We start from the raw sequence: 17797 nt of genomic DNA, 5'->3' as shown, positions 1-17797 counted from the left end.
CACCGCGATGATGATTTGGATCCTCATGGCAATCTTGCCAGGCGGTGCGCGCGGCGCTTGGCCTTGGCGGCGAGGCCGATTATTGCCCCGGGCCATGACGCTTCCCCCGTGGCACGCCCTGCACGAAGCCGCCTGCGCGCGAGGAGAAAGCACCTATCGCGATCCGGCCACGGGCTACATCGTGTTCACCCGCATCGCCCACCTTGCGCGCGGCAAGTGCTGCGGATCTGGCTGCCGCCATTGCCCCTATGACCACGCGGCGGTGCCCAAGCCACGCTGAGGCTTGCCATCGGGCAAGCCTGCGGGAATAGCCAGGGGACGCAAGGAGATCCGCCGATGAAAACCCGCGCCGCCGTTGCCTTCGAAGCCAAGCAGCCGCTCGAAATCGTCGAGCTTGATCTCGAAGGCCCCAAGGCCGGCGAGGTGCTGGTCGAGATCATGGCGACGGGCATTTGCCATACCGATGCCTACACGCTCGGCGGATTCGACAGCGAGGGGATTTTCCCCAGCGTGCTCGGCCATGAAGGCGCCGGAATCGTGCGCGAGGTCGGCGCGGGGGTGACCAGCGTGAAGCCGGGCGATCACGTGATCCCGCTCTACACCCCGGAATGCCGCCAGTGCAAAAGCTGCCTTTCCGGCAAGACCAACCTGTGCACCGCGATCCGCGCAACGCAGGGCAAGGGGCTGATGCCCGACGGCACGACGCGCTTTTCCTACAAGGGCAAGCCGATCTATCACTACATGGGCTGCTCGACCTTCTCGAACTTCACCGTCCTGCCCGAGATCGCCGTGGCGAAGATCCGCGAGGACGCGCCGTTCCAGTCCGCCTGCTATATCGGCTGCGGGGTTACCACCGGCATCGGCGCGGTCATCAACACGGCCAAGGTACAGGTCGGCGACAACGTGGTGGTGTTCGGCCTCGGCGGCATCGGCCTCAACGTCATTCAGGGCGCGCGGCTGGCAGGCGCGAACCTGATCATCGGGCTCGACATCAACCCGGCGCGCGAGGAATGGGGCCGGCGTTTCGGCATGACCCACTTCGTCAATCCGTCCGGCATGAGCCGCGAAGAAATCGTCGCCAGGATCGTCGAAATGACCGATGGCGGGGCGGATTACACCTTCGATGCCACCGGCAACACCGAAGTGATGCGCACCGCGCTGGAAGCCTGCCACCGCGGCTGGGGCACCAGCGTGATCATCGGTGTGGCTGAAGCGGGTAAGGAGATCGCCACCCGTCCGTTCCAGCTCGTCACCGGCCGCAACTGGCGCGGCACCGCCTTCGGCGGGGCCAAGGGCCGCACTGACGTGCCCAAGATCGTCGACATGTACATGACCGGCAAGATCGAGATCGACCCGATGATCACCCATGTCATGGGCCTCGAGGAGATCAACACCGGCTTCGAACTGATGCACCAGGGCAAGTCGATCCGTTCGGTGGTGGTATTCTGAATCCACCGCCCCGGCGCGGTGACCCGTGGTTAACCGCGTGGTTACGCCGGGCGCGCTATGGCCGCCGCGCCACATCACCCCGTGGCGCGAATGGTGAGCAATGGACGAGAGCAGGAATGCAGCCGGCCAGCTGAAGGTCACGGCGCCGCGGGGCTTCCGGCCCGAGACCGACGCGCTCGCCCGCCGCAGCCTGGCGCAGCCCGGCCGCCTGCAACGCGCGCGGCATCCGGGCGGGGCCAATCGGGTCGGCGCGGGCGAGAGCAGCCGCGGGTCGAAAACGGCACACGCGAGCGAACCGGCGAAGGGGACGCGCGCCCATGGCTGAAGCCGATCCCGCCACAGCTCGCTCCTCGCTCGCGGCGCAGGTGCGCACCGCGGTGATCTGGCGTTCGGGCAGCCAGGTCCTGACCCAGATCGTGTCCTGGTGCTCGACCCTGATCGTCATCCGCCTGCTCGCGCCGCAGGATTACGGGCTTTTCGCGATGACGCAGGTCATGTTGATGTTCCTCAGCACGATGAACGGCTGGGGGCTTGCCTCCGCGCTGATCCGCGAGGAGCATGTCAGCAAGGAACGGCTGCGCCAGACGCTGGGGATGCTGATCCTGCTCAACTGCGGCTTGGCGCTGGCCCAGTGGCTCGCCGCGCCGCTGGTCGCCTTGTGGTTCGAGCAGCCGCTGGTGACCGAACTGCTCAGGGTGCAATCGCTGCTTTATCTGGCGGTGCCCTTCTGCGCCCTGCCGCACGCCATCCTCAGCCGCCAGATGGATTTCCGTCGCCCCGCGCAGGTGCGGCTTGCCGCCGCGCTCGCTGGCGCAGCGACCGCGCTCACGGGCGCGTTGTCGGGCTGGGGCGTATGGACGCTGGTCTGCGCGCCGATGGCGATGCTTCTGGCCCAGGCCATCGGCATGACCTGGGCCGCGCGCGCGCCGATCCGCCCCTCGTTCCGCTTCTCCGGCGCAAGGCAAATCGCCGGCTTCGGCGGCGTGATGACGGCAACCCAGATCTTCTGGTTCATCCAGAGCCAGGCCGACGTGATGATCGCCGGGCGCGTGCTCGATGCCCACAGTCTCGGCGTCTATACCACGGGTCTGTTTCTGGCCCAGCTGCTCGCGGCCAAGTTCGTGCCGCCGATCAACGAGGTCGCCTATGCCGCCTATGCGCGCCAGCAGGGCGAGCAGATGGCCGATCAGGGCGCATCCGCCCTGCTCGCAACGATCCGGCTGGTGATGCTGGTGGGGCTGCCCGCCTATGCCGGCCTCGCCGTGGTCGCGCCGGTGCTGGTGCCGGTGCTGCTGGGCGAGAAGTGGGGCGAGATCGTCCCGCTCCTGCCGATCCTTGCCGGAGCGATGGCGATGCTGACGCTGCAGATCCTGTTCGCGCCTGCCACCAACGCGCGCGGCGTGCCGCAGGCGGCGTTGCGGATCACGATGATCGGCAGCCTCGTCATGCCCTGCGCCTTCCTGATCGGATCGCATTGGGGGGTAACGGGTTTTGCCTGGGGCTGGGTCGGCGGAATGGCCGTGTTGACAGCGGCGACGGTGACATTGTCAGGCAGAATCATCGGACTGACGCTGCGCGGCCTCGCCGGCGCATTGGCGCCCCTGCTGGCCGCCTCGCTGATCATGGCGGCCGGGGTGGAACTGATGCTGCGTGTGCTGCCGCCGGTGATGCCGCTGGTGGCGCTGACGGCTGCGGTGCTGCTGGGCGTGGCGCTCTATGGCGGGGCGATGCAGCTGATCGCCCCCGACCGCCTGGCCGAGGCGCTACGGTTTCTGCGCGAACGCGGCGAAAGCGCGCCGCTGCCCGCGCAATAACGCCGGGCACCCCTCACAAATTCGTGCGATTGACACTGCGGGCATGTTCCGGTTGGGCAACGCCATGCGCAACACCCGTCCCGAGCCGCTCGCCCGCACCTATCGCGTGAACGACATCGATCTGGTCGTGCACGAATGGGCACCCGTCCCCGGCAGCCCGGATGCGCCAGCGCTGGTTTTTGCCCATGCCACGGGCTTTCACGGGCGTGTGTGGGACGCAGTGGTGGAGCATTTCCCCGGCCACGCCATCCACGCCATCGACCTGCGCGGGCACGGCCTTTCGGGCGGCGGGCCGATCAGCGACTGGCGGATCATGGCGCACGACGTGGCGCAATTGCTCGAACAGGCGGGCCTGTCCCATGCGGTCGGCATCGGCCATTCGATGGGCGGGCACACGCTGGTGCAGGTCGCCGCGGACCGCCCAGGGGCCTTCAGCCGCCTCGTGCTGTTCGATCCGGTGATCCTCGCGCCGGAATTCTACGCGCTGCCCGAGCCGCTCTTCACCGCCGACAATCCCCATCCGGCGATCCGCCGCAAGCGCGACTTCGCCTCCCCTGAGGAAATGATGGCGCGGTTCCTTTCGCGTGATCCCTATCGCCTGTTCGACGCGCGGGTTTTCGCCGACTACTGCCGCCATGGCCTTGTCCCCGCCGCCTCGGGTGCGGGCATGGAACTGGCCTGCAGCCCCGAAATGGAAGCCAGCGTCTATGGCTCCAGCCGCAGCAACGGCGCCATCCTGGACGCGGCGCGGACAGTCGATATTCCGGTGCTGGTGGTGCGCGCGCAGATGACCGACCTGCAGGACTTCAAGAGCTCGCCGACCTGGCCCGAACTGGCAAACGTGCTGCCGCAGGGCACCGATCTCTACCGCCCCGATCGCACCCATTTCCACCCCTTCGAAGACCCGGCCGATGCTGCGCGGATCATCGCCGGGTTCATCGCCTAGGCGGCAGCGGCGAGCAGATCGCTGAGATCGCCGCGCACCCGCGCGATTTCTTCGGCTCTGGCGCGCACGAAATTGCCCGCGATCTGATGCGCCAGCCCGGCATAGAAGGTGACGAGGCTCTCGCGCAGCGGGTGCTCCGGCGCAACCGAGCGGGCGAGCCACATCGTGATGGCCTGCGCCCGCGCCAGCGCCGCGCGCGGGACGCTGTCGGGCGCGCGTTCGAGCGCGATCAGCGCCTGCCCGAGCGCTGCCACCGCCTCCTCGAGACAGATTCGCGTGAGATCGGCCGGGCCTGCCGCTTCGATCCGCGCATCGAGCTCGACCCGGCGATAGGCCGCGGCGGGATTGTGCGAAAGCATCCGCATCTTCCCGACCCCCTCAGCGATCGCTCTTCGACCAGATATCGACCTGCTGGCGCAGGAAGGCGAGCGTCGATTGCGAGGCCGCGACCCGCTTTTCGGAAGCAACGAATTCGCGGGTCAGGCGCTCGCGCAGGGCTTCCTGCTGCTCGGCGATCGCCGCCAGCCGCTCGTCGTTGGTGGCAAGTTGGGTCTCGAACCGGCGCAGCGAACCGCCGAGCGAGCCGGGATCGGACACGAGGCTGTTCTCGCGCGCGAAACGATCGACCGTGGCAAAGACGCCCGCAACCCCAGTGGAGAACATCGCCGCCACCGCATCCGGGGTGTCGGCCAGCGCCCGACCCAGCCGCGCGCTGTCGAGCTGGAAGGTGCCGTCACGGTTGAGCACCAGACCGAGATCGGCAAGCGTGCGCGGCTCGCCGGTTGCAGCGCCCGGCATCACCACCCGGCCCGCCAGCCCGGCAAGATCGCGGCGCAGCTCGCGCGCGCCGCTATCGTTGCCAAGCGCCCCGCCGATCGGCGCCGCAAGCTGGTTCATCTGGCCGACGATCTCGTTGAGCGCGCCCACCAGGTCGTTCATCACCCCGGAAATCGCATCGGAGTTGCTGGCGAAGGCGAGCGTGGTCGGCGCGCCGGGGTTGGTGGCGGCGAGTTCGAGCGTGAACCCGCCCGGCAGGCCGGTGACGCGGTTGGTCGCGCTGGTCATCGCCACGCTGTCGAGCGCGAAGGCGGCGTTCTGCGCGCTCTGGCGCAGCTCGCCGGCATCGCTCGCGGGATCCCAGCCCAGATAGGACAGGTCCCCCGGCGCCGCCGCGCCGCCCGCACCGGCCGCTTCCAGCACGAAGCCATTGGCCGCGCCCTCGCGGCCCTTCAATACCAGCTGCGCTCCGCCCGTGCCGGAGGCGACATAGGCGCTCACCGCCCCGCCGCTGGCCTGGTTGATCTTGGTCGCAAGCGTGGCGAGCGTATCGGTGGCGGTCACGGCAATGTCGATCGCCGGGTGGGCGACATCGGCGGTGAAGCTCGCGCCGTCGATCGTCCCGAAGCGCAGCGTCAGCGTGCCCTCGCCCACCAGCGCATCGCGGCTGGCGAAGCTCTTGCCGACCAGGGTCTGGCCGCGGGCAAGCTGGGTGACTTCGAGCGTGAAGCTGCCGCGCGGGCTGAACCCGGCAGGCACGCTGACACGCGCCACCGCGGGGTTGCCGATTTCGGCACGCGGGGCAAGGTCGCCGCCGCGAATCCGCTCGCCCAGCGCGCTGGCAAGGCCGGTCACCGCATTGCGCAGCTGCGCGGCGGCGGAGATCTGCGCCTCGAGCGCGGTGCGCCGGGTCTCGGCCGACTGGCGCTGCACCGCAAAGCTCGCAGCCGAGATATCGCTAGCGAGCTTGATGAAATCGACGCCGCTGCCTGCGCCGAGCGCGGAGATGATCGAGGAGCCGGAGGTCGTGGTCATGCCGTGCAGAACGGCCAGACGCCGCCGGTCTTAAGCGGGCATCAGGCGCCTTCCCTCGCTGTCGAAGCGCAACTCGGGCGGCACCTCCACCACCGGACGGCGCGGATGCTGGCCCCGCTTGAGCGCCATCACGAAAGCCACCAGCGCGGCGATGGCGACGTAGAGCTCCTCGCGCACCATCTGGTTGGGCTGGGTGGTGAAATAGACCGCGCGGGCGAGCTGCGGATATTCGAGCAGCGGCAGGCCCTGTTCGCGCGCGATCTCGCGCATCGCCAGTGCGGTGTCGCCCCGCCCCTTGGCAAGCACCACCGGCGCGGGCGCGAGCGCGGGATCATAGGTCAGCGCCACCGCGAAATGCAGCGGGTTGACGATCACGAACTGCGCCTCCTTCATCGCCTTGGCCACGCCCCCGCGGGCGAGATCGCGCTGGCGCTGGCGGCGGGCCGACTTCATCTCTGGCGAGCCTTCGGCCTCCTTGGTCTCATCGCGCAGTTCCTGAAGGCTCATCTTGAGCCGCTTGTCGCGCTGGAAACGCTGGAGCGGATAGTCGATCGCGGCAATGACCGCGAGACCGCCCAGCAAGGCCCCGACCAGACTGGTCAGGGCCTCGGCCGCAAGGCGCAATTGCTCGGGCAGCGGATTGCGGCCGAACAGCAGCAACCCCGGCCCGTGCGCCGCCGCCCAGAACCAGGCAATCCCGCCGAGCAGCGCGAGCTTGGCGAGGCCCTTGCCCAGCTCGATCAGCCCGTGCCAGCCGAGGATGCGCTTGAGGCCGGAGAGCGGATTGATGCGCGAGGCCTTGAACCCCGCATTGCCGGCAACGAAGCGCCCCTCGCCCGGCAGGAGTTGCGAGACAGCGGTGACCAGCGCCACCCCCAGCCCCAGCATCAGCACCGGCGGCAGCACGGCGAGCGCAGCATCGGCCATGGCCACGCCCGGTGCAAACCCGTCGAGCGCGGCGCGATCGAAGCGCAAGCCCGCGCGCGCGGTCGCGGCCATGCGCTCGGCCAGCCATGGCCCCAGACCCAGCAGCGCCAGCGCGCCGGTGCCGGTCGCGGCCAGCGTCGCCAGCTCCTTCGAGCGCAGCACATCCCCCTTCTTCGCCGCATCGGCAAGCCGCCTGGGGGTTGGCGCGAAGGTCTTTTCGCCTGCGGTTTCCTCGGCCATCAGCCCGGCCCCGGTTCAAGCAGCAGCGCAGATTGATCGAGTGCGGCCTCCAGCACGCCCTCGAACTGCTCGACCATCACCGGCAGGGCGATGATCAGCGCGGCAATCCCGGCGAGCACGCCCGCGGGCAGGCCCAGCGCGAAGAGGTTGAGCGAAGGGGCCGAGCGCGCGATGAGGCCGGTCACCACCTGGACGAGCAGCAGCACCAGCACCACCGGCAGGGCAATCGCGGCGGCCGTGGCAAGCCCGTAGCCGAAGAACAGCCCGACGCTCTCGGCCCGCCAACCTGCGAAAGCAAACTGGCCTGCAGGCAGCAGCCGGTAGCTTTCCACCAGCAGCTCGAACCACAGCAGATGCGCGCCGGTGGCGTAAAACAGCAGGCTGAGGACAAGCCCGAAGAAGGTGCCCAACGCACCCGACTGCGCCCCGCTGGCCGGATCGATCGAAGTGGCAATCGCAAGACCCATGGTGCCGGAAATCTGCTCGGCAGCGATCAGCGGAATGGCGAAGGCAAGCTGGAGCACGAAGCCGAGCGCAAGGCCGAGCGCCACTTCGTGCAGCACCGCGAGGATCGCAGCGAAGCTCAGCATTTCCGGCGCAGGCGCAAGCGGCACCCAGCTGGCGACGAAGAACCCGAGCACGATGCTCAAAAGGATGCGCAAGGGCGCGGGCACGGCCATCCCGCCCACCATCGGCGCGGCCAGCAGCGCTGCTCCGCCGCGGATCGAGAGGAACAGGATCTGCCACAGCTGCGCCTCGATGCTGGCCAAGCCGAAATCGAGCAGGTTCATGCTGCCAGCTCAGGCCGTCAGCCCGGAGACCTGCGCCATGATCTCGCGGGTGAAATCGGCGAGCAGGCCCATCATCGCCGCGCCCAGCGCCACGAACACCAGCGCCGTCACCGCCAGCTTGGGGATGAAGCTCAAGGTCTGTTCGTTGATCGAGGTGGCGGCCTGAATCACGCCCACCACCAGCCCCACCGCCAGCGTTGCCAGCAGCACCGGCCCGGCGATCAGCGCCGTGACCCACAGGGCCTGGTCGGCCAGCGACAGGAGCGCCGCGTCCGCGCTCATGTGGCGAAACTCATCGCCAGGCTGCCCATCAGCAACGCCCAGCCATCGACCAGCACGAACAGCAGCAGCTTGAACGGCAAGGAGATGATCGTCGGCGAAAGCATCATCATGCCCAGACTCATCAGCACGCTCGCCACCACCAGATCGATCACGAGGAAGGGGAGGAAAATCATGAAGCCGATCTGGAACGCGGTCTGGAGTTCGCTGGTGACGAAAGCGGGCAGCAGGATCGAGAAGGGCACATCCTCCGCGCGCGCAAAGCTGCCGCCGCCGGCGATGTCGGTGAACATCATCAGATTGGCCTCGCGCGTCTGGGCCATCATGAAGGCGTGGAAGGCTTCGCCCGCCTGCCCGATCGCGGCATCCGCGCCGATCGTTCCGGCAGCATAGGGGGCGATCGCCTGGGCGTTCACGGTGTCGAGCGTCGGGGCCATGACGAAGAGCGAGAGGAACAGCGCGAGGCCGGCCAGCACCTGCCCGGGCGGCGAGCCTTGCAGGCCGAGCGCCTGCCGCAGGATCGCCAGCACCACGAGGATGCGCAGGAAGCTCGTCATCATCAGCACCAGCGCGGGCAAGATGGTGAGCAGGCCCATCACCACCAGCAGCTGGAGCGAGAGGCTCAGCGGGCTGTCCCCCTCTGCATTGGCGCCCGTGCCGCTATCGCCCAGTGCACGCTCGATCGCCGTGCCCAGGCCTGCCGCCACCGGGTCCGGGGGTGCAAGCGGGGCTGCGCCGGCAGGGGTGGCGGCGAGCGCCGCGTCGGGCGTCGCCGGAAACAGGGTTAACGCGGCAAGGCACAGGAGGCCCACCCGCAGGATCGCCGCCGCGCGCATCACGCGCTCTCCGCCGGGGAAGCAGGGGCTTCGGCGAGCCGCACCATCCCGTGGCGCGACAGACCGAGCAGGATCTCGCGCTCGCGGAAGCGGACGACCGCCAGCTTCACGCCGGGCGCGATCAGGCTGGTCTCGACCAGCTCGAGCTGCCGCCCGCCGCCGCCCGCCACCTGCCCGGCAAGCCGGGTCTGGACGTAGCGGGTCAGCCACAGGCTCCCCCAGATCAGCCCGCCGAGCAACGGCAGCAGCAGCGCGAGGCGCAGGAGATATTCGAGCATGGCCCCTGCCCCGCCTTTACAGCGCCTCGGCGGGGTTCGCCGCCGCTGCGGGAGCTGTGGCTGGCTCGGGGGCGGGCACGTCTTGGCCGTCCTCGCCCACCAGATGGACGATGCGCAGGGCGAAACGCCCTTTCTCGGCCACCACCTCGCCGCGCGCGATCACCCGGCCATTGGCCGTGACATCGAGCAATTCGTCGGTCAGCCGGTCGAGCATCACGGTGCTGCCCTCGCCCAGCATGAGCACCTCGCGCAGCGGCAGTTCGGTGCGTCCGAGTTCGACCGCGAGGCGCACGGCAACCGCACCGAAACGGTGGAAGGCGGCGGGCGAAAAATCACTCATCGGGCAGGTCCTTCTGCAGGAAAACGGGTGAGGCGGAGCGCCATGCGATCCTCGAGCGTGCCGATGCTGCCATACGCGACCAGCTTGTCGCCCAGCATCAGCGGCACCTGGCGACCCATCGCCAGCGGCAGCATCTCGCCCGGTGCCAGCCTCTGGAGGCGGGCGAGGGAGAGGTCGATCTCGGCCAGCACGACATGGAGCGGCAGCGGCACGTCCGCAAAGGGCGCGGTGAAGGGATCGGCCGGCTGGCGGCGCGGGCGTTCGCCATCGGGGCGGGCGCGGCCTGGGGCGGGCAGGAGGCGGGCCATGCGCTCCTCGGCCAGAGCCAGCAGGCAGCGCCATTCCCGGCCTTGGTGGTTGGCAATCGCGATGTCGAACAGCAGCGCGGGCGCATCCCGATCGAAGGGCTTGAGCCGCCCGGCGCTTTCGCTGCGCACGATCACCTCGCCGCCCAGCACCGCGCCCGACATCGACGGCAGCTCGTCCAGGCTGGCCCGGGTGATGGCACCGGCAATGGTCGCGGCGATCGCGTCGACCAGCAACGCGGCCGAGCGCGGCAGCTGATCGGGCGCATCGTCCGCCAGCTTGCCGTCGCCGCCGAAGCTGCGATCGGTCAGCGCAATGGCGGTGGCAAAGTCGAAAGCGAGCAGCGCCGTCTCGCCGCCGGGGCCGACCCGCAACAGGCTGTTGGCAGCGACAGGGCCGATCCGGTCGAGCACCGCGCTGCCCGCGAGCCGCTCCGGTTCGGGCACGTTCACGGCCAGCCGGTCACCCGAAAGCAGCAGCGAAAGCTCCTCGGCCAGCAGCCGCGCCAGGTCGCGCCGCCATGCCGCCAGCAGCACCGCGCGCTCCTCCGGGCGCGGGCCGCGGCCGATGGCGTGCGCCATCAGTTCGCGGCAATGCTGCGCAGCGGGCCGGGCAGCGGCAAAATCGTGCGCCATCGTCATTGGACGAGGAACCCCCGGAAGTGCACCGCGTCGATCCCGCCGAAGCCCTCGTTCTCCTCGAGCACGCCGTTGACCGCCTTGGTCAGACGCTGGGCGAGGCGCTGCTTGCCTGCCACGTCATAGACCTCGGCCTCGGTGGTGGCGGCGAGCTGGGCGAGGATCGCCGAGCGGATCGCCAGTTCGTGGTTCTTGACCCATTGCAGCACCCGCCCGTCACGGCGAGTGGAGACCGCCAGTTCAACCTGGATCAGGCCGGGCGAATCCGCGAGGTTGGAGGTGAAGCTCTCCTCGAAGGAATAATAGGCGGTGCGATACTTGCTGCCGCCCTCGCCATAGACGGGGGCCGGGGCGTCCTGTTCCTTCCCCGCGCCAGGCAGCGGGTAGGGCTCTTCCTCGCCCTTGCGCACCAATCTGGGCTGATCGGGAGACTCATGCCCGCCCGCATCGCCGAACAGGCCCGCGGCATAGGCGCCATAGGCCCCGCCCGCGCCCAGGGCGAGCAGCAGCACCGCGCCGAGGACGAGCTTGATCATGCCGCCCTGCTTGGGCGTGCCGCCATTCTCGGCGTCCTTGTCCGCCTTGTCCTTGCCCTTGGACATGAAATCTCAACTCCCTGTTGCCGCGCCGGCGCCGATCAGGCGAACAGGCCGCGCTGGCGCTGAACCGATGTCTCGCTTTCCGGTGCTCGGGCAGCGGTGTCCGCCCCGTCTCCGGCGAGGCGCTGCTGGCGGCCCTGGGGGTTGCTGCCGGCACCCTCGTCACGCCCTCCCGAGTGCCCCAGGTATGGTGAAGACGAACCTTGCCCTGACCCCTGGGAAAACCCGTATGGGCGGTCGGAGCCGGCGCCCCAACCGCTCTGGCTGCCGGTCGTGGCGCTATCGGCCGGGGCGGCCGCCACGCCGCGCTCGGCCAAGGCTGTCTGGATCGCCGCCACAAAGCCCGGATCGCGGCTGGCCAGCACCGCGCGCCAGTCCTGCGGCGCGGCAGTTGCGCCTTCGATGCGCAGCGAGACGAGGCCGAACTCGGCATGGTGCAGGGTCAGCTCGGGCCGGACCGAGCGCAGCGCCGCACGGATCTCGCCAAGCTGGGCGATGGCGGATTCCTGCTGGGGTGCGGGAGAGCGGCCCTCGGCGTGCCCGCCCAGGGGCGGGGGGGCGGATGGCGGCGCGGAATGGGCGGTCGGGAGCGCACCCGCCTGCGGGGCGGGAGGGCTGGTGGCGGCGGCCTGCGGCGCGGCCGGCGCGCCATCCTCGGCAAGGCTTGCCGGGGCTGGTTCGGCAGGCGCATCTTTCTCGACCGGGGCAACCGGCAGAACCGGCAGAGGCGCGACCGGCCTTGGCGGAGCGCTGGCGGCAGGCGCGGCAGGGCGCACGGGACGAAGCGGGTCGGCCGCCGCACCGGCGCGCGCTGGTGCGGGAGCCGTGACAAGCGCGGGCGGGGCAGGGGTGAGCAGGGCCTGCAGCGCCGCGGCCGGGGGCGTCGCTTCGGACAACCCGGCGATCCCATCCGCTTCACCAATGCTCTCGGGGCTTGGCGGGACGAGCGCAGATGCAAGGGCAGGCGCGGGCGCCGGCTCCGGCCTCGGCAGGAGAAGGTCGCCGGGAGGCAGATCGCTGCCGCTGTCCGGCAGGCTGGTGCCGGAAGGCGGCAACGCGGCGCCGGACCGGCCAGCGCCAGCTTTGCCCTGCGCGATCGGCGCAACCGGCGGGCGCATCACCGGCGCCGGATCCAACCTCGCCGCTGGCGGCGGGCTGCGCTCCGCCGCCGCCCCGGACAGGGCCTGCGCCCCGCCCGGCAGGGCCGCGTCGAGCAGCCCGGCGAAATCGAGCGCCGGTTGCCCCCCGCCTTCGCCTTCACCCGCGCCCACGCCAGCCCCACCGGCAAACGCCTTGGCCAGCGGCGTAGCAGCAAGCGGGGCAGCGAGCGGGGCGGTCGAGAATTCGGGCAGGGAAGGGATCATCACAGGCTCCTTGGCGGACGGGGCAAGCGGTTTGCCGCTCAGGTGTGCAACTTGCGTGCCAGCGGCGCGGGTTCGGCGGCATCGCGCTTGGCCTTGCGGGCATCGACCGCGGCCCGCGCCTCGGCCTCGCGCTCGGCCAGACGGCGGGCGCGGGTCTCGGCCGCGGCGAGCGTTTCGGCCTGCCAGGCTGACTGGCGCGCGGCATCGCCGGCGGCCTCGGCGGCGGTGGCCGCCAGCCGCGCGAGGCTTGCGGCAAAACCCGAACGCGCCGCCAGCGCCGCACCACTGGTCGCGCCCGGCTGCGGCGCACTCGCGGCGGCCAGCTGGCGGCTGCGCGCGGCGATCAGCCGGCTGCGGTCTTCGGCGGCGAGCGCGTCGGCCAGCGCGCGCAAGGCCTGCCGGCGCGCCACCTGCGCCAGCAGCGCCTGCCGCCGGATCAGGGCGAGCCGGCGCGCCTCACGCACCCGCCTGCTCCATCAGCGCGGTGAGCGCGGCATGGCTGGCGGCGAGCGCTTCGCCAGCGCCCCGCTCCTGCGTGAGGAAGGCGTCGATCGCCCCCGACATCGCCAGCGCGGTATCGAGCTGCGGATCGGAGCCGGCGCGATAGGCGCCCATCAGCACCAGATCGCGGTTCGCCTCGCGCGCGGCGATCAGCGCCCTGAGGCCGCGCGCGGCGCGCGCGACCTCAGGCGTGACCAGATCGTCCATCACCCGGCTCAAGGAGGCGGGAATGTCGATCGCCGGATAGTGTCCGCGCTGCGCCAATTCGCGCGAGAGCACGATATGCCCGTCGAGGATCGCCCGGGCGGTGTCGACCACCGGATCGTTGCCGTCATCGCCATCGGCGAGCACGGTGTAGATCCCCGTCACCGCCCCGCCGCTGCGCGCGGAATTGCCCGCCCGCTCGACGAGACGGGTGATGGCCGCGAGCGCGCTGGGCGGATAGCCCCGCGCCGCGCCGGGCTCGCCCAGCACCAGCGCCAGTTCGCGCGCGGCATGGGCAACGCGGGTGAGGCTGTCGAGGATCAGCAGCACGCGCTTGCCCTGCGCCCTGAAATATTCGGCAATGGAACTCGCATATTGCGCCGCGCGCAGGCGCAGGTTGGGCGCATGGTCGGCGGGCACCGCCACCACCACGATTCCCCCGCGCCGCGCCCCGGCCATATGCCGGCCCACGAAGTCCGAGACTTCGCGCGCGCGCTCACCGATCAGCGCCACGACGGTGACATCGGCCACCGCGTGCCCGGCGATGGTATCGACCAGCACCGATTTGCCCACGCCCGATCCGGCCATAATCCCAAGTCGCTGGCCCACGCCCATCGTCGCCAGCGCATTGATCGCCCGCACCCCGCAGTCGAACGGCACGTGGACGCTCGCGCGCTCAAGCGCGCCTTCGCGGGCCCCCGCGAGCGGCCAGGCGTGCGGCAGATCGGGGCGCGGGCCGCCATCGATCGGCTCGCCCAGGGCATCGACCGCGCGGCCGAGCAAGGCCTCGCCAACCCGCACTTCGCCCGGATTTCCCAGCCCCCGCACCGCAGCGCGCGGGCGCAGCAGCATCGTGTCGCCGAGCAGCATCATCAGCGAATGGCCGGCGCGGAACCCGATCACCTCGGCAAGGCATTCGCTTGTCCCGCCGTTTTCGATCACCCCGAGCGAGCCGACCGGCAGCGGCAGGCCGGCAACCTCGATCAGCCCGCCATCGCAGGCGACCACCCGGCCCATGCGCACCGGCCCGGCATCCGGGCGTGCAGCGCGCATCCGGGCGAGATCGAGCTGCAATTGCCCGATCATCCGCGCACCGCGGCAGCAATGGCGCGGCGCCAGTCGGCAGGCCCGTCGCGCACCGCGCCGTCCGCCCCCTCGAGCAGCAGCCCGCCCGGTTCGATCGTGCTGTCGGCAATCACCGCCCAGCCCTCGAGCGCCGCTGGGCCGAGGCTTTCGATGTCGGCAGGGTGGAGATGCAGCCGCAGCCCCGCCGCCGCCCCGCCGATCCGCCGCGCGGCCTCGCGACAGCGGACGAGCAGGGCCGCGCGGTCGGCGGCATGGGCGGCGAGCACCCCGTCGCACAGCGCGATCACGGTGTCCGCGAGGTCTGCCGCGAGCACTTCGCTGGCGGCCTCGTCAAGCTTGCGGAAGGCGAGCCGCAAGGCGCGCTGGCGGTCGGCGTGCTGCTCGGCCTCGGCCAGCGCCGCGGCCCGCCCCGCCGCCTCCCCTCGCGCATAGGCCTGGGCCAGCGCATCGGCAGAAGGATCGGCGAACGGCTCGGGCGCGGGCTGCGGCATGACTTGCGGTGCATCCGGTGCGGCGGGCGCGACGATCCCCGGTGCGGTCTCGCGGAACTCCGAGGTTTCGCCGAGCAGGGTCAGCCATCCCGGTGGCGCAGCACCCGCATCGGCCAGCGCGCCGAGCCAGTCAGACGAATTCGCCACTGCCGTTTCCGATCACAATCTCGCCCGCTTCGGCAAGGCCGCGGGCAATGGCGACAATGGCCTTCTGGGCGGCGGCGACTTCGGCCTTCGACACGCGCCCGCGCAGTTCGATCTCGTCGCGCACGCCATCGGCCGCGCGGCTCGACATGGCGGCGAAGAAAGGCGCGCGCTGGTCTTCCGTGAGGCCCTTGAGCGCATCGACCAGTTTCTCGTTGTCGACATCGCGCAGCAGGCGGCCCATCGCCATCGGATCGAGCGCCAGCAGCATCTCGAAGGTGAACAGCTCCTCCTCGATCTGTGCGGCCAGTGGCCCGTCGCGCTCGGCGATGGCAGGCAGCACCGCATGGCGCAGGTCGCCGGCGGCCAGGTTGATGAGGTTCGCCGCCTCGCGCGGCCCGCCCAGCGCCAGCGCCGCCGCGCCGAAAGTGGCGGTGATGCGCTGGGTCAGCAGGGTATCGATGGTGGCGATCGCGCTGGCCGAGATCGGCCCGCTCCTCGCCACCCGTTCCACCACCGTCGCCTGCAGCGCGCGCGGCAGCGCGGCGAGCACTTCGGCGGCAGGCTCGGGCTCGATCAGCAGCAGCAGCGCGGCGATCACCTGGGGGTGTTCGTCCTCGATCAGGCGGACCAGCACCGAGGGCACCAGCCAGCGCGCCAGCTCGATGCTGCGCGGGCGCGCATCCGGCTCGATCCGCTGCATCATGCTGTCGGCCCGCACCGGGCCAAGCGCCTTGTCGAACATGCTGCGCACCCTTTCGCCGCGGCCGCGCTGGGGCAGCATCTCGCGCTCCGCCTCGCTGGCGAAGTCGGCCAGCGCCTCGGCCATGCGCGGCTGGTCGATCTCGCCCAACGCCATCATCGCCGCGCCGAGGCGTTCGAGCTCCGGCGGTGACAGGCGGCCGAGGATCGCGCTGGCCTCTTCGTCGCCAAGCAGCATCAGGAACACTGCGGCGCGATCGATCCGGCGCAGCAGGCGCTCATTGACGGCGGCGGGGGCGCTGGCTTCGGGGGCGATATCGCGGTTCATGACGCGCGCGTCTCCGGCCCGGCATCATCGGGCGTGGCGAGCATCCGCTGGAGGGCCTCGGCAGCGCGTTCGGGCTGGCTGGCGGCGAGTCTGCGCGCCAATTCGACCTGGCGCGACAGATCGCCGAGCGCCGTCGCCGCTGCCATCGCCGGGAGCACGTCGGCCGCCCCCATGCCATCGGTTTCAGGATCGGCGCGCGCGGGCAGAGCGCCCTGCCCGGTGGCCGGCGCGGCGCCCCCGTCCGCGTCCATGCCCATGCCCATGCCCTTGCCCTTGCCCATGCCCATGCCCTTGCCCTTCAGCCTGCCGATCAGCGGACGCACCGCCAAGAGCAGCACCAGCAGCACCGCGAGCAAGGCCGTGGCATAGCGCACCAGCATCGCGAACCACGGCTGCTCGTAGAAGGCGGGCGCTTCCAACCCGGCAGGCTCGAACTTGCTCGCCACCACTTCCACCTTGTCGCCGCGCGCCGGATCCGCGCCCACCGCCGCGCCCACCAGCGCCGCGAGCTGGGCAGCGGTCATCGGCGCGGCCTTGCGGAGCGCAGCATCGCTGACCGCGACCGCGACCGAGAGCCGCTGCAATCCCCCCGGACGGGTGCTGGTCACCGCCACCTCGCGTCCCAGTTCGTAGCTGCGCTCGAAAGCGCTTTCGGTGTCGGTCGCCGCCGGCGCGGGGGCGGGCGGCGCGGGTTGGGGCGGAGCATTGACCAGCTGGGCCTGCGGCGGCGGCGTGTTGGCCGCAACCCCGGGCACCCCGCCCATCGGCCCGGCCCCGCTACGGCTGGCGTTGCGCTCGCTTTCAGAGCGCACCACGCCTTCCTTCTCGTAGGTTTCGCGCGCCGAGGTCACCTCATTCGGATCGAGCGCGACCTGCACCTCGGCCGAATAATTGCCCTCCCCCAGCAGCGGCAGCAGCAGGCTGTCGATCTGCGCGCGCAGCTTCGCCTCGTGTTCGCGCTGGAGCAAGAGCGGTTCGAGATTGTCCGCGCGCGGGGAAGACAGCAGCCGCCCGTTCTGATCGACCACCCGCACCGCATCTGGACTCATTCCCGGCACCGAGGCCGCGACAAGATTGACGATCGCCTCAACCTGGCTTTGCGACAGGCTGCGCCCGCTTGCCAGCCGCACCATCACCGAGGCGGATGGCGGGTTGTTCTCGCGCACGAACACCGATCTTTCGGGCGTGGCGAGGTGGACGCGCACGGATTCGATCCCGTCGATCTCGCGGATCGTCAGCATCAACTCGCGCTCGCGCGCCAGCCGCAGGCGTTCGCCCTCGAGCGTGCGCGAGGTGCCGAGCGGCATCGCGTCGAGCATCGCCTCGGCCCCTTCGGGCGCGGCGATCCCGGCATTGCTGGCCACCAGCATCCGGGCGCGGTAGACATCGTCCTCCGCCACCGAGAGCGCGCCGGTCTGGTTGTCGATCGCATAGGCGATCCCGCCCGCTTCGAGCGTCTCGACCACCTTGGCGCGTTCGGCATCGCCAAGGCTGGTGTAGAGCACGCGGTCAGGCCCGGCGGCGAGCGTCATCCACAAGGCCCCGGCCGCGGCCAGCGCGCCGACCCCGGCCAGCATGGGCAGCGCGCGCGCGAGGGCCGGCTGAGCGATGAACCCGGCGACGGGCCCGGGCAGCAGCGTGCGCCAGGCCGCCTGCGGCGGCGCGGCGGGAAGGCCGGCGGCCGCATCGGCGGTGACGGGAAGGCTTGCTTCGCTCATCTAC

21 protein-coding genes are annotated in these 17797 nt (G+C 70.8%); 5 read left to right on the top strand and 16 right to left on the bottom strand.

Annotated elements, in window-relative coordinates; all coding sequences use genetic code 11:
• Nucleotides 1–94: 94 nt before the first annotated feature.
• The 5 genes from BZF61_RS06725 (at nucleotide 95) to BZF61_RS06705 (ending at nucleotide 4209) form a co-directional block, all read left to right on the top strand.
• Complete coding sequence (locus BZF61_RS06725; protein ID WP_086617932.1) at nucleotides 95–280, top strand: C1orf53 family protein; 186 nt, start codon at nucleotides 95–97, stop codon at nucleotides 278–280.
• Between the two features lie 56 nt (nucleotides 281–336).
• Nucleotides 337–1449 (top strand): S-(hydroxymethyl)glutathione dehydrogenase/class III alcohol dehydrogenase, encoded by a 1113-nt coding sequence (locus BZF61_RS06720; protein WP_086617931.1) that lies wholly within the window; start codon nucleotides 337–339, stop codon nucleotides 1447–1449.
• A gap of 100 nt (nucleotides 1450–1549) precedes the next feature.
• On the top strand, nucleotides 1550–1774 hold the full coding sequence (locus BZF61_RS06715) for a hypothetical protein (protein WP_086617929.1): 225 nt from the start codon (nucleotides 1550–1552) through the stop codon (nucleotides 1772–1774).
• Nucleotides 1767–3263, top strand: a complete 1497-nt coding sequence (locus tag BZF61_RS06710; protein WP_086617928.1) for a lipopolysaccharide biosynthesis protein — start codon at nucleotides 1767–1769, stop codon at nucleotides 3261–3263. Before BZF61_RS06715 ends, BZF61_RS06710 begins: the two co-directional genes overlap by 8 nt.
• Nucleotides 3264–3327: 64 nt before the next feature.
• A complete protein-coding gene (locus tag BZF61_RS06705; protein ID WP_086618016.1) occupies nucleotides 3328–4209 on the top strand; it encodes an alpha/beta hydrolase in 882 nt (293 codons plus the stop codon).
• On the opposite strand, the gene BZF61_RS06700 is transcribed toward BZF61_RS06705, so the two are convergent.
• Genes BZF61_RS06700 through fliF form a run of 16 tightly spaced genes read right to left on the bottom strand, consistent with a single transcriptional unit; the run spans nucleotide 4206 to nucleotide 17793 of the window.
• Nucleotides 4206–4574: a flagellar protein FliS gene (locus BZF61_RS06700; RefSeq protein ID WP_086617927.1), complete on the bottom strand. Its 369-nt coding sequence runs from the start codon at nucleotides 4572–4574 to the stop codon at nucleotides 4206–4208. The genes BZF61_RS06705 and BZF61_RS06700 overlap by 4 nt on opposite strands.
• 13 nt (nucleotides 4575–4587) lie before the next feature.
• Nucleotides 4588–6021 (bottom strand): flagellar filament capping protein FliD, encoded by a 1434-nt coding sequence (fliD, locus tag BZF61_RS06695; protein ID WP_086617925.1) that lies wholly within the window; start codon nucleotides 6019–6021, stop codon nucleotides 4588–4590.
• 30 nt (nucleotides 6022–6051) lie between these two features.
• Entirely contained in the window at nucleotides 6052–7188 is a 1137-nt protein-coding gene (locus tag BZF61_RS06690) for an EscU/YscU/HrcU family type III secretion system export apparatus switch protein (protein ID WP_086617924.1), read from the bottom strand.
• Complete coding sequence (locus BZF61_RS06685; protein ID WP_086617923.1) at nucleotides 7188–7979, bottom strand: flagellar biosynthetic protein FliR; 792 nt, start codon at nucleotides 7977–7979, stop codon at nucleotides 7188–7190. The genes BZF61_RS06690 and BZF61_RS06685 overlap by 1 nt, the downstream gene beginning before the upstream one ends.
• Nucleotides 7980–7988: 9 nt before the next feature.
• The gene (locus BZF61_RS06680; RefSeq protein WP_086617921.1) at nucleotides 7989–8261 is read right to left on the bottom strand and encodes a flagellar biosynthetic protein FliQ; all 273 of its coding nucleotides are present in this window, start codon (nucleotides 8259–8261) and stop codon (nucleotides 7989–7991) included.
• The gene (fliP, locus tag BZF61_RS06675; protein ID WP_086617920.1) at nucleotides 8258–9094 is read right to left on the bottom strand and encodes a flagellar type III secretion system pore protein FliP; all 837 of its coding nucleotides are present in this window, start codon (nucleotides 9092–9094) and stop codon (nucleotides 8258–8260) included. The genes BZF61_RS06680 and fliP overlap by 4 nt, the downstream gene beginning before the upstream one ends.
• Complete coding sequence (locus BZF61_RS06670; protein WP_086617919.1) at nucleotides 9094–9372, bottom strand: flagellar biosynthetic protein FliO; 279 nt, start codon at nucleotides 9370–9372, stop codon at nucleotides 9094–9096. The genes fliP and BZF61_RS06670 overlap by 1 nt, the downstream gene beginning before the upstream one ends.
• 16 nt (nucleotides 9373–9388) lie before the next feature.
• Nucleotides 9389–9712, bottom strand: coding sequence for a FliM/FliN family flagellar motor switch protein (locus tag BZF61_RS06665; RefSeq protein ID WP_086617917.1), 324 nt, complete (start codon nucleotides 9710–9712; stop codon nucleotides 9389–9391).
• A complete protein-coding gene (locus tag BZF61_RS06660) occupies nucleotides 9709–10659 on the bottom strand; it encodes a FliM/FliN family flagellar motor switch protein (RefSeq protein ID WP_086617916.1) in 951 nt (316 codons plus the stop codon). The genes BZF61_RS06665 and BZF61_RS06660 overlap by 4 nt, the downstream gene beginning before the upstream one ends.
• Entirely contained in the window at nucleotides 10656–11258 is a 603-nt protein-coding gene (locus BZF61_RS06655; RefSeq protein ID WP_086617915.1) for a flagellar basal body-associated FliL family protein, read from the bottom strand. Before BZF61_RS06655 ends, BZF61_RS06660 begins: the two co-directional genes overlap by 4 nt.
• A gap of 35 nt (nucleotides 11259–11293) precedes the next feature.
• Nucleotides 11294–12619: a hypothetical protein gene (locus BZF61_RS06650; protein WP_086617913.1), complete on the bottom strand. Its 1326-nt coding sequence runs from the start codon at nucleotides 12617–12619 to the stop codon at nucleotides 11294–11296.
• 38 nt (nucleotides 12620–12657) lie between these two features.
• A complete protein-coding gene (locus BZF61_RS06645) occupies nucleotides 12658–13083 on the bottom strand; it encodes a hypothetical protein (protein ID WP_086617912.1) in 426 nt (141 codons plus the stop codon).
• Nucleotides 13076–14410 (bottom strand): FliI/YscN family ATPase, encoded by a 1335-nt coding sequence (locus BZF61_RS06640; RefSeq protein WP_086617910.1) that lies wholly within the window; start codon nucleotides 14408–14410, stop codon nucleotides 13076–13078. Before BZF61_RS06640 ends, BZF61_RS06645 begins: the two co-directional genes overlap by 8 nt.
• Entirely contained in the window at nucleotides 14407–15048 is a 642-nt protein-coding gene (locus tag BZF61_RS06635; RefSeq protein ID WP_086617909.1) for a FliH/SctL family protein, read from the bottom strand. Before BZF61_RS06635 ends, BZF61_RS06640 begins: the two co-directional genes overlap by 4 nt.
• Entirely contained in the window at nucleotides 15032–16075 is a 1044-nt protein-coding gene (gene fliG / locus BZF61_RS06630) for a flagellar motor switch protein FliG (RefSeq protein WP_086617907.1), read from the bottom strand. Before fliG ends, BZF61_RS06635 begins: the two co-directional genes overlap by 17 nt.
• Entirely contained in the window at nucleotides 16072–17793 is a 1722-nt protein-coding gene (fliF, locus tag BZF61_RS06625) for a flagellar basal-body MS-ring/collar protein FliF (RefSeq protein WP_086617905.1), read from the bottom strand. The genes fliG and fliF overlap by 4 nt, the downstream gene beginning before the upstream one ends.
• Between the last annotated feature and the right edge of the window lie 4 nt (nucleotides 17794–17797).

This window comes from Erythrobacter tepidarius (assembly GCF_002155695.1).
In the GTDB taxonomy this organism is placed as follows: Bacteria; Pseudomonadota; Alphaproteobacteria; order Sphingomonadales; family Sphingomonadaceae; genus Erythrobacter; species Erythrobacter tepidarius.
This window is presented reverse-complemented; position numbering and strand designations above follow the sequence as displayed.